The sequence below is a fragment of the Corynebacterium sp. KPL2680 genome, assembly GCF_040225675.1.
In the GTDB taxonomy this organism is placed as follows: Bacteria; Actinomycetota; Actinomycetes; order Mycobacteriales; family Mycobacteriaceae; genus Corynebacterium; species Corynebacterium rhinophilum.
Window position 1 is genome coordinate 1 of record NZ_JBEHFM010000032.1, and the last position, 14,838, is coordinate 14,838.

The 14,838-nt window shown below is 59.3% G+C and carries 9 protein-coding genes and 4 pseudogenes; 3 read left to right on the forward strand and 10 right to left on the reverse strand.

Annotated elements, in window-relative coordinates:
• Nucleotides 1-392 (forward strand): annotated as a pseudogene (locus tag ABRP66_RS10910) (hypothetical protein); the annotation flags it as partial.
• A 1,015-nt stretch (nucleotides 393-1,407) separates the two neighbouring features.
• On the opposite strand, the gene ABRP66_RS10915 reads toward ABRP66_RS10910, so the two are convergent.
• The 9 genes and pseudogenes from ABRP66_RS10915 to copR form a co-directional block, all read right to left on the reverse strand.
• Nucleotides 1,408-2,721, reverse strand: a complete 1,314-nt coding sequence (locus ABRP66_RS10915; RefSeq protein WP_349838679.1) for a DUF6414 family protein — start codon at nucleotides 2,719-2,721, stop codon at nucleotides 1,408-1,410.
• Complete coding sequence (locus tag ABRP66_RS10920; RefSeq protein ID WP_284864650.1) at nucleotides 2,718-3,911, reverse strand: ATP-binding protein; 1,194 nt, start codon at nucleotides 3,909-3,911, stop codon at nucleotides 2,718-2,720. Before ABRP66_RS10920 ends, ABRP66_RS10915 begins: the two co-directional genes overlap by 4 nt.
• Before the next feature lie 494 nt (nucleotides 3,912-4,405).
• Nucleotides 4,406-5,644 (reverse strand): annotated as a pseudogene (locus ABRP66_RS10925) (IS3 family transposase).
• Nucleotides 5,645-5,714: 70 nt separating this feature from the next.
• Nucleotides 5,715-6,416: pseudogene (locus ABRP66_RS10930) on the reverse strand (IS6 family transposase); the annotation flags it as partial.
• Nucleotides 6,417-6,683: 267 nt separating this feature from the next.
• Nucleotides 6,684-7,298: a YdhK family protein gene (locus ABRP66_RS10935; protein WP_049151221.1), complete on the reverse strand. Its 615-nt coding sequence runs from the start codon at nucleotides 7,296-7,298 to the stop codon at nucleotides 6,684-6,686.
• A 47-nt stretch (nucleotides 7,299-7,345) separates the two neighbouring features.
• Entirely contained in the window at nucleotides 7,346-9,580 is a 2,235-nt protein-coding gene (locus tag ABRP66_RS10940) for a copper-translocating P-type ATPase (RefSeq protein ID WP_349838680.1), read from the reverse strand.
• Between the two features lie 51 nt (nucleotides 9,581-9,631).
• Nucleotides 9,632-9,958, reverse strand: a complete 327-nt coding sequence (locus ABRP66_RS10945) for a heavy-metal-associated domain-containing protein (protein ID WP_284852599.1) — start codon at nucleotides 9,956-9,958, stop codon at nucleotides 9,632-9,634.
• 142 nt (nucleotides 9,959-10,100) lie between these two features.
• Nucleotides 10,101-11,228, reverse strand: coding sequence for a two-component system sensor histidine kinase CopS (gene copS, locus ABRP66_RS10950; protein WP_284852600.1), 1,128 nt, complete (start codon nucleotides 11,226-11,228; stop codon nucleotides 10,101-10,103).
• Complete coding sequence (gene copR, locus ABRP66_RS10955) at nucleotides 11,225-11,947, reverse strand: two-component system response regulator CopR (protein WP_284852601.1); 723 nt, start codon at nucleotides 11,945-11,947, stop codon at nucleotides 11,225-11,227. Before copR ends, copS begins: the two co-directional genes overlap by 4 nt.
• A gap of 402 nt (nucleotides 11,948-12,349) precedes the next feature.
• Between copR and ABRP66_RS10960 the strand changes: the two genes are divergently transcribed.
• Both ABRP66_RS10960 and ABRP66_RS10965 read left to right on the forward strand, forming a co-directional pair.
• Nucleotides 12,350-12,925 (forward strand): CueP family metal-binding protein, encoded by a 576-nt coding sequence (locus tag ABRP66_RS10960; protein ID WP_284852602.1) that lies wholly within the window; start codon nucleotides 12,350-12,352, stop codon nucleotides 12,923-12,925.
• A 71-nt stretch (nucleotides 12,926-12,996) separates the two neighbouring features.
• Entirely contained in the window at nucleotides 12,997-14,478 is a 1,482-nt protein-coding gene (locus ABRP66_RS10965) for a multicopper oxidase family protein (protein ID WP_284770859.1), read from the forward strand.
• Nucleotides 14,479-14,598: 120 nt separating this feature from the next.
• Here the strand turns inward: ABRP66_RS10965 and ABRP66_RS10970 are convergent.
• Nucleotides 14,599-14,682 (reverse strand): annotated as a pseudogene (locus ABRP66_RS10970) (exonuclease domain-containing protein); the annotation flags it as partial.
• Between the last annotated feature and the right edge of the window lie 156 nt (nucleotides 14,683-14,838).

The following is a 14,838-nucleotide window of genomic DNA, read 5'->3' on the forward strand; positions in this document are numbered from 1 at the left end:
TACTACGGTGGTCGCCGGCCTCATTCATAAGGGGCCCACCGTCAGTTACAGATACACCACGCTACTGGACGCAACCTGGCAAAAGGGTGTGGGCGCAGCTCGTTGAGCAATTAGAAGAAGACATGCCAGTTCGAATCACCGCACTTCTTCGAGCGACTCGGCTTGATATGGCATCTCGTATTTTGGGATCACGGCTTATCCATTATGAACCCGTGGACGAAAACTTTGTCCGTATCGTGGTGGGATATGCGGATATTCAGGGGGTAAGGCAATTGCTTCAGTTTGGGGACCACATCTGGGTCACCGATCCCCCGGAAGCAGTAAAAATCACTGCTGATCTAGCTAATGAACTTGCGAAACGACATAGTGGGACCACAAATCCTGAATCGTAGAGACCGAAGATGGGCACTGGGATGCCGTCGTAACAGGCCTGCTGAAAACGGTAAGAGGTGCGCTAACAATCTAGGAGCTCTCGTGGATCTTATGATTGGAGAAAAGTAAGTAACGATGGCTTTCGCTTCACTCGCAGGGTGGTGGAGTAAGGGCTTTGGAGGTTCAGAGCGCCTTCAAGGCGGGCGAGGGCCTCTTACCACTGGTGAAGCCGCAGCGTAGTGTGGGCATCTTAGCCGGTCTACAATCTTCCCACTTCACATTGAGGGTCTTTACCATGACGATTCTGTGTGTTCTACCAAGGGTGTGAGAGCAGGTTTACATGTCACTCATGAGAATTCAGGTGAGCACGACTTAGAGGTTGAGGTACGCAAAATATTTCGGCCACAGTGTTGCGGATTATGCGCCCTTATCAGATTGTGGCCACTGAGCGCATTGCCACCAAGGTGCTAGCCGGTATCCACAACCACAAGTTGCTCGGCACGGTTAACGCTGGTGGCTATATTTGGCACACGACGGGATCAGGAAAACACAGACCTCGTTTAAGACGGCGCAGTTAGTAGCGCAGTATCACTTCACTTCCCCGAGGATTAATGCTGGCATGAGCAAAACGACCACAGCGACAAGGTGCGTCGTGGCTGCTGTTTCCCAGCGCTCGTGCGCGATAAAATATATCCCCATGCGGTGAATGCTATTGCCGTGGGGAAGAGCCCAAGGTATATGACTCCGAAAGAGGCGGATGCGGGCGCGGTCGATAGGTCATATATCAGTGTGTTGGTCCAAGGTGACAGGCCTATTGTCCCTGCAGCGGCTCCAGTTATGCTTGTGCTGTCTGTGTCTTGTAGGAGACGCTTTGTAAGACTGTTGCTCCGCTATAGAGGAAGGCTCGATTTTCTCACGTGTGGGGAGCGCGGTGCGCGCTTTCTGCCGTGACTGAGGAAGTAGCCCTCATACGCAAAGCTTCCGATCCCTCTCTTGCGAATGACGGTGAAATAGTCACTACGGGTTAAATAGTCTTTACCAGTACAGAGCGATGATATCGCCTACCAAATAGAGATCTGAATCATCGTTCGGTGGGCGTAAGACGTTTTCCTCGCTCTTTAGTGGAGCTCCGGTTCCTCGGCCTAATTTAATTGCCTTGCTTCGCAAGTTTCCGATCTCATCGGGAGTGGTTTCTGTGCTTCCCGACGACGAAAGTAAAACATCAACTTGGTTAAATGCATCATTAAGTTGACTTTGAGAACTATTGGGAACCATTTGAGCTATTTCGTTAACTCGTGGCTCTAGTTGAACCTTGAGCTCCTCATTGTCGGTTCTGATTTGTAGGTAATGGCTGAGGATTCTTTCCACTGCATCTGAAAGCGGTGTTTCTGCTTTCTGCTTTCCGCTTAACAAGGAATTCAACTCGGCGATTTTTGTATCAAAGCCGTCGAAGCCAGGCAATCCCCTAGCAGCATCGAAGAGCTTGAGGGGAGACCAGCTAGTCGAGGGGGTATCTTGGCTAACTCGAACCAGGGCAATGCACTCGGATTGGTCGAAAAGAAAGCCTCGAACATCTCCCCAATAGTTGTCGAGTTGGGTAAGACCGACAAGACGAATAGGACTATTTGCCTTGTCATCAGATCGACGGATGAGTGTGCTAGCTTCTTCGTCCCAGTCCCAATCAACGAGCTCCGAGTTTATTGGAATTTGGCCGATTAGCATTTGCTGAATTAGTTGGGCGGCCTGGATAAAGGTGTCATCCTGGGAAATTCCAAGCGCTGGAGTATTGGCCGAGGTTTCGACAAGCGCGTTAGCAATGGTGCTATAGGCATAAATTGAATGGGCTTCTAGGCGTATTCTGACCTGAATTAGTTGCCCGCGGTGTAGTCGACCAGGCAGTAACTCTCGTTGAATGCTGGATTGCGGCACGCCGTCCCAGATCTGACTTTCTTTTCCGGCATAGGATTCTCTCGACACAAAATCTCTGAAAAGAGACTGTTCTGAAGAGACTTGTTCGATCTGTAGGGCTCTGCTTTTTCCAGATCGGAAGCTGATAGATGATCTGCCATTCGAGGCCCTATCATTGAGGTGAGAAATGGACGCACCGCCTCCGAGTGTTAATCCTAAGTCCTTTGTTCTCGTCTGAGTAAGGGTCGTTTTGGCATCCTCAGGACCGAACCGGGAGATATACAAGCTACGAAGAGCCAATTCATCGAGATAGAGGAACTGTCTTATGTCGCCCAGCGGTGACGCTTTACGGGAAAGCCGCTCGATTTTCCTTAGAATCCGTGAGCGACGGAAGCTTTCCTGCTTCTTCCTATAGTTTCGGAACCAACTCTTAATATTCACTTTTCTTCGCCCTTTCGAGCATTTCGCGCGGTAGTCGCTTTTTCAAATCCCAAAAGAAAGTGATCATTATATATTCTTGAACGACCTTCGATGACAGCTAACTCTCCTGAGTACTGGAGAATCGACCGTAGTTCTGCGGCAGTCCATCCTTCGGTTTGTGACGAAATTTTATCGAAATCAATATCGTTGGCTAGCGTTGGCGTGCGAGACTTTAAAATCTCAAGACGGTCCATTTGATTCGGTAGACGAAAATATACTTCGCGGTCAAACCTCCCGGGTCGGCGCAGTGCGCGGTCAATGTCGGAAATACGGTTGGTTGCCCCGATAGTTAGGACATTTTCAGGTGCCCCTACTCCGTCCATGTTCGTGAGAAATACATTAACGAGACGGGAACCGTTTTCATACGCATTCGAACGGTCTTTAGTTAAAACATCAATCTCATCAACAAAAATGATTGACATTTCTTGTTTAGCAGCGTCCTCGTATATTGCTTCAAGTCGTTCTTCACTTTGCCCGACTAGCTGACCACCTAGAGACGCGGTTGTAACCAAATAGAAGGCGGACCCAGACTGGGCTGCCATTATTTGAGCTAAAAAGGTCTTCCCAGTTCCCGGTGGACCTGCGAAAAGGATCCCGTGTACAGGATCAACCTTCATCTGTGAGATTAACTCTCGTCCCTCCAGCGTGGTGTACAACTCTACTATTTGTTTTGCGTCGGTCAGTATCTCCTGCGAGCCGACAAAATAGTCCCACTGAAATCTCTCAGGGTCTAGGTCAATACGAAACTTCGAGGCACTGGCTTCATCCTCGATAGTGCTTTTTCGCGCTGCTTCTTGTGGGATGACTCTCAAAATCGAAGAACTCTCATTGAAGAGGGCGTAATCTCCCAGACTCCATCGAGCATTTTTATGCACCAACTTGTGGGCATACCCGTCTGGAGTCTTCATAAGAATTTCGTCGGGGCCGGACTTTTGTTCGATAACCCCAATTTGGGCCTTAACCTCCCAGCTCTCGTCGGATGCGATTTCCCAGCCCGAGGAATACACGAGGATGTCGCCTACCTTAGGGCTCAATGTCTTGATCTCTTGATTCCCGGCTAAAAGCAGCCCATTTGGTAAACGCACCATCGGCGTTCCTTGGGGTGTGAAGTGATCGAGCTTAACCGTGAGTGTTGTTAACGGTTCGTCCAATGATTCGCTTCTTCCGATTGCTCCCGCGGCATTACATGCGAGGTTGATGGATGTTTACGGCCTGAGTGGGCTTCACTCTATAGGTTGAGATTTATTAGCGTCTCAGTATATCCGCATCGTTTAACAGGAAGCACGCGATTCCTTTAGTCATTTGCATCCGCAGGATGCTTAGGATTCCGATTCGACGTGTTGCTGTAATTTTGTGTGCCAAACATTTGAGGTGGCGATGAATGAAGCATTGGTTGCGGATTTGATTTTCTGACGGCGGGTTGCCGTCTGGATAGATCGCGGGCCGATACTCGAATTCTGACTGGGATCGCTGTGTGGTGAAAGTTTGAGCAAATGCGCAGGTCGTTGAGTGATTGTTTAGTGCTGTTGCAAAGTTGGGCGGAGAGCAGCGAAGACTCAGTTTCTCATTTCCTGATGGCCGCTGCGTGTGGGCGTTGTTAGGCCGTCTCGGGCCCGAACCCCGGAAAGTGGACACGGGGATTTAATCAAGATGAGATCGTAAGTGTAGCTGATCCGGCGGCTTCGAAGGCGTTCGGCGAGCGATAGCCGCACCACGAGTGCAAGCGCTTGGTGTTGTAGCGCGTGCACCACCGGAACACGTCCCGAAGACATACGAGCTGACTTGGGAAAACGGACTCGTCCTGGAGGACTTCCCGTTTCAGCGTGGCGTTGAACGACTCCGCCAACGAGTTGTCCGCGCTCGTCCCGATTGCTCCCATCGACTGGGTGAGACCGAATCGTTCACACAGCTTCCGGTATTGCTCAGAGGTATAGGCGCTGCCATGATCGGAGTGGAAAATCGCCCCGTCAAGGTTGCCTCGGACCCTGTGGGCCATCGTGAGGGCTTCTTCGACCAACTCCGTGCGCATGTGGTCGGCGACCGCGAAACCGGTCAACTGCCGTGAATAGCAGTCGATGACGGTTGCCAGGTACATATTCGACCCGTCCGCGATCGGCAGGTACGTGATATCGCCGACGTAGATGGTGTTCGGTTTCTCCGCGGTGAACCGGCGTTTCAGCAGGTCGGGCAACTTCGGAGCCCGTTTCGCAGACACGGTGGTCTTCACCCGGCGTTTTTTGGTGTAGCCGAACAGGCCCATCTGGCGCATCAACCTGGCGGTGCGCTTGTGATTGAAAAGGGCGTCGTTGGCTGGATCGGAGTTAATGGCCGCCGTCACGCGTTTCGCCCCGTAACAGCCGTTCTCGGCCGTGAACACGGCCTTGATCCTCGCTCCCAGCACCGCGTCGTCAAGGACGCGTCGCCGGCGGGCAGGAGCAGCTGATTTCCATTTGTAATACGAGGACCGGTTGATCTTCAAAACCTCACATAACCGCTTGACCTCGTAGAGGCCTCGGTTGTCATCAACGAACCGGAAGCGGTTCACCAGTTCGTCTCTTCCGCGAAATATTTGGCCGCCTTGCGGAGGATCTCTCGTTCCTCCCGGAGCTTGGCGTTTTCGCGTTCCAGCACGCGGATGCGTTCGGCGTCGGAGAGTCCTTCAGCAGGCGTGCGTGCGCTGTTGGCTGCGGCAATGGGGCTGGCGACTTTTTTTACCGTTGGCGTTGGTTTTGGTGCCGGTGCCGAAGGCGTCGAGCCAGGTGCGCAGGGAGTTGCGGTTGAGCCCGAGATCGGAGGCGATCGCGTTGAGCGTTGCTCCGGGGGTCGACTCGTACAACGAGACTGCGTCGCGCTTGAACTGCTCGGTGTAGGTCTTGCGTGGCATGGTGGAAAGGTACCTCACTTCCCCAGCGAGATGCTGGTTTCAGCGTGTCCACCACCAGGGGGTCAGGTCCCTCGAAGACCCTGTTGACGATCACCGCGTCCGGGTTCGGTTGCCCGTGAGGTCAAACACAGTGCCTTGCCCTTTCCGCAATGAGTGCATCGCCTCCATCCCTTTCAACGTCCGATATGCAGATGTCCGGTTCTTAAACGTACCTTTCGGCCCGAGGATCCGCTTCAGTCGACCATGGTCGCCTTCTAGGATGTTGTTGAGGTATTTCACCTGTCGGTGTTCCACTGTTGGCGGGCAGGTTCCCCCTGACTTCAACTCGGCGATTGCCCTGGCTAGGGAGGATGCTTTATCGGTGTTGATCACTCTGGGATACCCGGCTGACGCATTGTATCTGAGAGCCTTGGCCAGAAAACGTTTCGCTGCGGCCACGTTCTGCTTCGGAGAGAGGTAAAAGTCCAGGGTCTGGCCACCGGCGGGGATCGCCCGATAGAGGTAGCACCACCTGCCGCCGATCCGGATATAGGTCTCACCACCCGCCAGGAACTGGCCTGCCAGTCAGGTACCTGCCGGTACCACCGTGTTTGCTTGTCCAGCTCAGGGGCGTATTTCTGGACCCAGCGGTAGATCGTGGTTGATCAACCGGCACACCCCGCTGAAGTCATCATTTCCTCCAAGTCTCGGTAGCTCACCCCTAGCGGCAGTACCACCGCACTGCCCACAGAATGATGTCACGGGGGAAATGACGACCGGAGAAGATACCCATGGCTGTGATTATTTCACGTCGCTCTTCCTACTGCCCCAACTTTGCAACAGCACCCAAAGCCCTGGAATGAACTCCTGTCACCAGGGTCATTCCAGGGCATATTTCCCTGACTAAGAGAAGCAGTGACACAGAAGGCCTACCTCAGCGTGGGCCCTGTGGGCGTGCAGGTTCCGTGTGTGGCTGGTTTGCTTCGGCATGGTCGGCAGCGATTGATGACCGACTCTGGAGCGGGTGCCTTGTCTGGTCTCGCGGTTCAGGGTGGGTGGACTATTCGGCGGGTTGGATCTCGCTCTCGGTGACCCACTTGTGGTTGGTCATCGTCATCCCGTCGACGGTGAGATCAACCATGTAGACCGTCTCCTCGGTGGAGTAATCGATGGTGGCCTCAGCACCCTTCATGCCGGACATGTGCTCGGCATCCAGGACAACGCTCGCCCCGTCGGGCAGGGGGGCCTGACCCGGATCGACGAGCTCCTCATGGACGACCCAGCGGTGGTCGGTAACCGGGGCCCCACCCTCGGTGGGGGTGTAGCTGACCGAATAGGTCGTGGTGTCAAACGCCCCGGAAATGGTGGCTGTGGCCCCGTCCATGCCGGGCATGTGGTCAGCGGTGAGGATGACCTCGGTGCCCACCGGGTACGTGGGATCCTCGGCCTCTTCAATGCCTGCCGGCGGTGCCCCGCCGTCGGCAGGGTGGTCGTGCCCGCCGTGCTCTTCGTCGGCAGTGGTGGTGTCTTCCTGGTGGGTCTCGTTGGTCTCTGCGGTTGCCGTCGTGGTGCTGGTGGTGTCGGCATCGTCGGAGTTGTCGGTGGCGTCGCTGCAGGCGGTCAGCGCCAGGGTGGAGGTCAGTACCAAGGCGGCGAGGGTAATGCTGCGTTTCATGAGCGTTCCTTTCAAAGGTGGTGTGAGTTAGGGGTCGAGAGACAAGGTCAGTCAGTAACGGTTACGGGGGATATCGACCCACTGTGTTCCTCCTTCCCGTCGGTCGGAGCCAGGTGAGCCGGATCCAGATCAATGCGGTGCAACAGCTGGGCGTTCAGGGCCACCACGATGGTCGAGGCAGACATCAAGATCGCGCCCACGGCCGGGGACAGCACGAACCCGATCGAGGCGAGCACTCCGGCGGCCAACGGCACGGCGAGGATGTTGTAGCCAGAGGCCCAGATCAGGTTCTGGATCATCTTGCGATAGCTGGCCTGGGACAGCTCAATCATCGACAGCACTGCCCGCGGGTCATCACTGGCTAGGACCACCCCGGCAGATTCCATGGCCACATCCGTGCCGGCACCGATGGCGATACCGACTTCCGCGCGGGTCAGAGCGGGGGCGTCATTGACACCGTCACCGACCATGGCCACGCTCAAACCCCGGTCCTGCAGCTGCGTGACCTTGGTGTCTTTGTCCTGGGGCAGGACCTCGGCGAAGACCTCATCAATGCCTAGGTCCTGACCGACGGCGTGGGCCACCTGCTGGGCGTCGCCGGTGATCATCGCGACCTTCACCCCGCGGTCCTGCAGGGCTTTCACGGCGGCGCGGGATTCGGGGCGGATCTTGTCCTCGACGGCTACCGCACCGATGATCTGACCATCGCGGACAATATGGAGCACACCGGCCCCACGCCCGGTCCAGGCGCTGGTGGTGTCGGTGAGCTCGGCCGGGGTGGTGAGGTTGAACTCGCGCAGCATGTTCGGCCCGCCCACGAGGATCTCAGCGCCATCGATAGTGGCCCGGACCCCCCGGCCGGAGGCGGCGCTGAAACCAGTTGCACGGATTTGCCGACCGGAGGCCTCGGGATGGGCGGCCGCGGCCGCCACGATGGCGCGGGCCACGGGGTGCTCGCTGTCGGCCTCCGCGGCGGCGGCTAGGGCCAGCAGCTCGCCCTCGGTGACGCCGACAGCTGCCGCGATACCGGTGACCGCGTGCGCACCCTCGGTCAGGGTGCCGGTTTTGTCGAAGAGCGCCACGTCGATGGTGCGCATCCGCTCGAGCGCCATCCGGTCCTTGATGAGCACCCCGGATTTCGCGGCCCGCTCGCTGGAGATCGCAATGACCAGCGGAATCGCCAGGCCCAGGGCATGCGGGCAGGCGATGACCAGCACCGTGACCGTGCGCACCACGACATCGTCCGGGCTGCCGATGATGGTCCACACCACCGCGGTGATCAGAGCGGAGATCAGCGCGAACCAGAACAATAACGCCGCCGCCCGATCCGCCAGGGCCTGGGCCCGGGAGGAGGACTCCTGGGCGTCGGCAACCATGCGTTGGATCCCGGCCAGGGCGGTGTCCCCGCCGGTAGCCTCCACCCGGATGCGGACGGTGTTGTCGGTGGCCACGGTACCGGCGACCACCTTGTCACCGGTGTCGCGGAAGACGGGACGGGATTCGCCGGTGATCATCGCCTCATCGAATTCGGCGGCTCCGTCGAGGATGGTTCCGTCGGCCGGCACCCGGGCACCGGCCCTCACCAGCACGACGTCGTCGACGACCAGGTCGGAGATGGCCACGGTGCGGGTGGTCCCGTCGATGACTTTCTCGGCCTCATCCGGCAGCAGGGCAGCCAGCGCGTCAAGCGCGGAGGACGCGGCCCCGAGAGCGGACATCTCCAACCAGTGGCCCAGCAGCATGATGGTCACCAGCAGGGCCAGCTCCCACCAGAAGTCCAGCTCAAAACCGCCCAGCCCCAGAGTGGTGACCCAGGAGGCGACAAACGCCACGGTGATGGCCATGGCGATCAGGAGCATCATCCCGGGTTGGCGGGATTTCAGTTCTTTCCATCCGCCCTTGAGGAAAGGCGTTCCGCCGTAGCCGAAGATGATCGTGCCTAGCACCGGGGGGATCCAGGTGGATCCGGGGAATGCCGGGAGGTGGTAGCCGAGCAGCTGGGCGACCATGGGGCTGAAAATAACGACGGGAATGGACAGAATCAGCGACCACCAGAAGCGGTCCCGAAACATTGCGGTGCTGTGTCCGGCGTGTTCGCCGTGACTATGAACGTGGTGGTCTTCGTCCAGGGCGGAGTGCGGGTGATCGTGGGGCATCGCCTGGCCGTGGGTGTCGGCATCTGCGTGGTGTTCGTGGCTGGCATGATCCGGGTGGTGGGTGTGGTCTGTTTCCGGAGCGGGGTGATCACCATGGTGATCACCCGAATGGTGGGGAGTGCTCATGACGTTCCTTTCGCTCAACCCGGTCGGGGTCGAGATGATGAGTAAAACTGATCAGGATAAGACGGTGTAGCCGACCTCCTCGATGGCCCGGCGAACCATCACCGGAGGTACGACACCGGTGACCGTGACGGTGGAAACACCACCAGCAGCGAGATCAATCTGGACGTCGTCGACCTGGGGGAGGGCCTGAAGGGCCTGGGTCACGCTTTTCGCGCAGTGCCCGCAGGTCAGGCCGGTGACCTGGTAGCTAGGGGAGGACCCTCCTGCTGACGAGTCGCTGGCGGCAGGGATGGAGGCGGTGTCGGCACGTGAGGCAGGTCCGCAACAGCTGCAGCCGTGGGAGGCCATCGGCAAGAGGCGGGGCGGGGAGGTGATCATGGGAAAGCTCCTTCAGTTCGGTGGGGTGCGGCGATGCCGCTCTCTAGCGCATACCCCCTAGGGTATATTCCCTAGCGTATACCCCCCGGGGGTATACTTTCAAGGGGTGAAGGGCACGGCCCTCACGCGGGCCAGGGTGTGGTCACCGAGCAGCCTCCTCACTGTTGGGAGGGGACAGCGGGAGGCGGAGGGCAAACACCGCTCCGCGACTGGGTCCCGGGGAGGTGGCGGTGAGAGTGCCGCCATGGGCCTCGATCAATGCCTTGGAGATGGTCAGACCGATACCGGCCCCGCCGTTGTCCCGGCTGCGGGCGGCATCCCCCCGGTAGAAGCGTTCGAAGATGTGTCCGATCTGGTCAGGTGGGATGCCCTCGCCGTCATCGGCGACGTGGATGAGCGCGGTGGACGCCCCCTGTCGGTGGACGCTGATCCGGACCTGCCCGCCGGCCGGGGTGTGCCGTAGCGCGTTCGACAGGAGATTGCTCATCACCTGGCCGAAGCGTTGCCGGTCCACGAGCACCCGGGTGGTGTCCGTAATGGTCTCGACCTGTAAATCGACGCCTTTGTCAGCATAAGCTTCCCCCGCGGCAGCAGCGGCGGTATGGAGCAGATCCCCGAGCCCTTCCTCCGCCAGGTCCAAATCGATCCGGTGTTCCTGGGCCCGGGAGACATCGTCGATGTCTTCCATCAACCGGGTCAGGCGGGTGAGTTGGTCAGCCATGATCGTGTGGGTGGCATTATTCCAGTCCACGACCCCGTCCTGGAGACCATCGAGGTAGACCGTGAGCACCGATAAGGGGGTGCCCATTTCGTGGGCCAGATCAGAGAGCATCTGGCGACGGACCTGTTCGGTGTGTTCCAGCCGGTCGGCCATGGTGTTGAAGGCATGCGCCAGGGTGGTGACCTCGGGGCCTGCTTCTCCGGCAGGCACGCGGATACGGGAGTTGCCGGCCGTCAGGCTGGTAGCGGCGCGGGTGAGATCCTGCAGGGGGGTGCGCAAACGACGCGATAACCACAGGCTGGCCAGCAGGGCGCTGATCAAGGCGGTGGGCAGGGCGACGACCAGGGTGATCAGGTTAGCGCCCCGGTAGGCCTGCTCGGCATGGAACAGCTCCAGCGAGGGGTCCTCCCGGCCGGTCATCAACATATGATCATGGAACAGGGACGGGCCCACCATCGTGGCCACGGCCGCGGCCACCAGCAGGCTAATCACCACGACCAACACCTGGGCGGCCAGGAAGCGGAAGGTCAGGCCGGGTCCGTGATTCATGGCTGCCCCACCCGGTAGCCCACGCCACGCACGGTGTCGATAAACCCCCGGCCCTGGGTGTCGGTGCCAAGCTTGCGACGCAAGTTGCCGATGTGGACATCGACGATGCGTTCATCACCGACCCAGGTGGTGTCCCAGACCTCGGTGACCAGGTCGTGGCGGGTCAGCACCTGGCCGGGGCGCAGGGCCAGGGCAACCAGCAGCTCGAACTCCGTACGAGTGAGCTCCACGGTCGTCTTCCCCACCCGCACCTCATGGGCGACGGGGTCAAGAATGAGGTCACCAACGATCAAGGGGGTGGTCACCTGCGGTGGGGTGGTGCTGGTGCGCGGGCGGCGCAGCACCGCATGCACCCGGGTCACCAGTTCCCGGATGCTAAAAGGTTTGGTGATGTAGTCATCCGCCCCTAGGGTCAAACCGCTGATCTTGTCGTCCTCGCTGCCCCGTGCGGTGAGCATGAGGATGTAGCAGTCCGAGAAGGTGCGGATCCGTCGGCACACCTCTAGGCCGTCGAGTTCGGGCAGCCCCAGATCCAGCACCACGACATCGGGGGAAAAGCGACGGGCCTCGTCCACGGCCTGGGTACCGGTGTGCGCCTGGAGGGTATCGAAGCCGGCCCGGATGAGGTAGGAAGCCACCATCTGAGCCAGGGGTTGTTCATCATCGACGACCAGCACCCGCCCCGGGGGCGTGGCGGTGGTCGGTGTGCGGTCAGCCATAGACCCCAGTATCGCTCCGGCTAGGGGGGAATACCACTCGCTCAGTACCCGGCGGGAAAATCTTCATCAAATCTTCAAACATCACCCTTCGACCGCCGTCACCCCTGTGCCCCACCCCGGGCCGGCGGCATCGCCTCCCCTGGTCGGTTCAGCAGGCGCCACCAGGGATTTCACTGCCTGCACCGCATACCCAGGGCGGGTAGAAGGACATCGCCCACGGCTGTGGGGTGGTGTTCCGGTGGTGACCCAGCCCACCGAATTCACCCCCTTTTTCGCCCTGTTATAAGGCTGCGAGCAGGGTTTTGAATTCTAGTCCGTCAGGCACCCGTGCTAGATAAAGGTATGGCATCGACCTTGAGGCGGTGTCTTCTTATGGCCTTACCACGATCCAAGGAGATTGACGTGAAACGAGCAGCGATCGCAACCGCCGCCCTTGCCCTCGCCCTCACGGGGTGTTCGGCCGCCGACCCGGAACCCACCGCCGATGGGACGGTGTCCCAGGACACATTCCTGACTGCCCATGGCCTGGTCGACATGGACGCGGTGGAGATCATTGATCACCTCGACCGGCAGAAGGTCACTGAGCGTCCCACGGATCTGATCGCTTCAGTGCGTGCCGATGAACTGCTGCTCTCGAGCGATGACCAGGAAGTCGTGGTCGATCTTCCCGACAATCAGACGTATGTCTCGATCGCGCCCTATCTCACCTCCACCCACGACTGCTTCTACCACAGCCTCACGACCTGCCTGGGGGAACTCGACAATGAGGATATCCAGGTCACGATCACCGATGAGGCGACCGGTGAGGTGCTGGTGGACGAGGCGACAACCACCTTCGACAACGGGTTTATTGGCTTCTGGCTTCCCGATGATGCCACCGGCCTGATTGAGGTCAGCTACCAGGGGCGTACCGGCACCGCGGAGTTTTCCACCGCCGACGATGGTGCCACCTGTGTCACAGACCTGCACCTGACGTGATGGCTCAGCAGGGTCCTCACCTGCGCCTGTCTCCCGTGTCACTGAAATCTAACACCAAGGAAGGTTAAATCATGATGAACGGATTTTCCCGACGACAGTTTCTGCTCGGCGGGCTCGTCCTCGCCGGCACCGGGGCCGTGGCCGCCTGCACCAGCGACCCTGGACCCGCTGCCTCGGCACCAGGTTCCTCTCTTCGCCCCACTCCCACCCCCACTGCGCTCGGTGAGCCGACGGTGCGCCGGACACTGACCGCCCGGCCCCTCTCTCTGGATATCGGCGGCATCGAAGCCAAGACGTGGGGATACGTCTCTGACACCGGGGATGCGGCCATTGAGGCCACCGCCGGCGACGTCCTCCAGGTCGATATCACCAATGAACTGCCTGAGAGCACCTCCATCCACTGGCATGGTATCGCACTCCACAACGCAGCCGACGGTGTGCCCGGCATGACCCAGGACCCCATTGAACCTGGCGAGTCTTTCTCCTATGTTTTTGAAGTCCCCCACAGTGGCACCTACTTCTACCATTCCCACTCCGGCCTGCAGCTTGATCGCGGCCTCCACGCCCCACTGATCGTCCGTGACCCGCAAGACGCTGAGGACCAGGACGTCGAGTGGACCATCGTGCTCGACGACTGGGTCGATGGCATTCAGGGCACTCCCGACGATGAGCTCGACAAGCTCACCGGAATGGGTTCAGGCGACCATAACGGAAAGAAGGGAATGGGAGGTCACGGCCAGATGATGCACGGCACCCCGGACCGGGTACTGGGCGGGGATGCCGGCGATGTGATGTATCCGCACTACCTCATCAACGGACGTATCCCCCGTGCTCACCGGACCTTCGAGGCTCGCCCGGGCGACAAGGCCCGCCTGCGGTTTATCAACTCCGGCGGTGACACCATCTTCAAGGTGGCCCTCGGTGGTCACCGCATGACCGTCACCCACACCGACGGCTTCCCCGTCCAGCCCAGGGAGACCGAATCGATCTACCTGTCGATGGGCGAGCGTGTCGACGTCGAGGTCATCCTCGGCGACGGCATCTTCCCGCTCACGGCTTTGGCGGTGGGTAAGGACGACCGCGCCTTCGCCGTCATCCGCACCGCCGGCGGCCAAGCCCCCCACCCCGATGTCGACTTCCCCGAGTTGTCGTCCACCGGACTGCTTCTGTCCTCCCTGAAGCCAGCAGACCGTGCACTCCTACCCGAGGACACACCAGACCGAGAAGTCAGCATCGACCTGGGCGGGCAGATGATGCCGTACGAATGGAGCATTCTCACCGACGGCCAATCCTCCTCCGCGACCGTGCAGGAGGGCCAGCGCCTGCGGATGGTCATGCGCAACAGGACCATGATGCCCCACCCCATGCACATCCACGGCCACACGTGGGCGCTGCCCGGCAGCGGCGGACTACGCAAGGACACCGTCCTTCTCCGCCACGGTGAAACCATGATCGCCGACCTGATCGCTGACAACCCCGGTGAGTGGGCATTTCACTGCCATAACGCCTATCACATGGAAACCGGGATGCTCAGCTCGCTTCGCTACGAGTAACCCCCACAGCAGGGTTGAGTGCCGAGGTGGGCGGGGTGTCCCCCGAGTAGTGGACACGGCTTTGGTGTCAGGGTTGAGCAATGTGTGCCAGGAGTCGACGGGATTGAAGTATGCGTCAGCGCGCACGGCAGCAAGTTCAATGATGCGGTCGTAGCGCTTGTTAAAGCCGGTGGTTTCGGTATCAATGACCGCAAAGACCGACATGCCCGCCTAAACGCTATCGAACACTGCAAACAAGGTGGATTTCTGTGGATAGCCACACTGGCCCCGTGCGGGTTGTCCATGGGCCGGGCTGGTTTTTAAGACCGGGCGGTTTGAGTGCCTTCCTGGGTTTGGTGCCATTGGTTGGCGTACTCAGTC

Excerpts from the sequence above, each read along its gene's own strand:
- ABRP66_RS10935 (WP_049151221.1), bottom strand. The coding sequence starts at position 7,298 with ATGAAACGCAGCATTACCCTCGCCGCCTTGGTACTGACCTCCACCCTG.
- ABRP66_RS10940 (WP_349838680.1), bottom strand. The coding sequence starts at position 9,580 with ATGAGCACTCCCCACCATTCGGGTGATCACCATGGTGATCACCCCGCT.
- ABRP66_RS10945 (WP_284852599.1), bottom strand. The coding sequence starts at position 9,958 with ATGATCACCTCCCCGCCCCGCCTCTTGCCGATGGCCTCCCACGGCTGC.
- copS (WP_284852600.1), bottom strand. The coding sequence starts at position 11,228 with ATGAATCACGGACCCGGCCTGACCTTCCGCTTCCTGGCCGCCCAGGTG.
- copR (WP_284852601.1), bottom strand. The coding sequence starts at position 11,947 with ATGGCTGACCGCACACCGACCACCGCCACGCCCCCGGGGCGGGTGCTG.
- ABRP66_RS10965 (WP_284770859.1), top strand. The coding sequence starts at position 12,997 with ATGATGAACGGATTTTCCCGACGACAGTTTCTGCTCGGCGGGCTCGTC.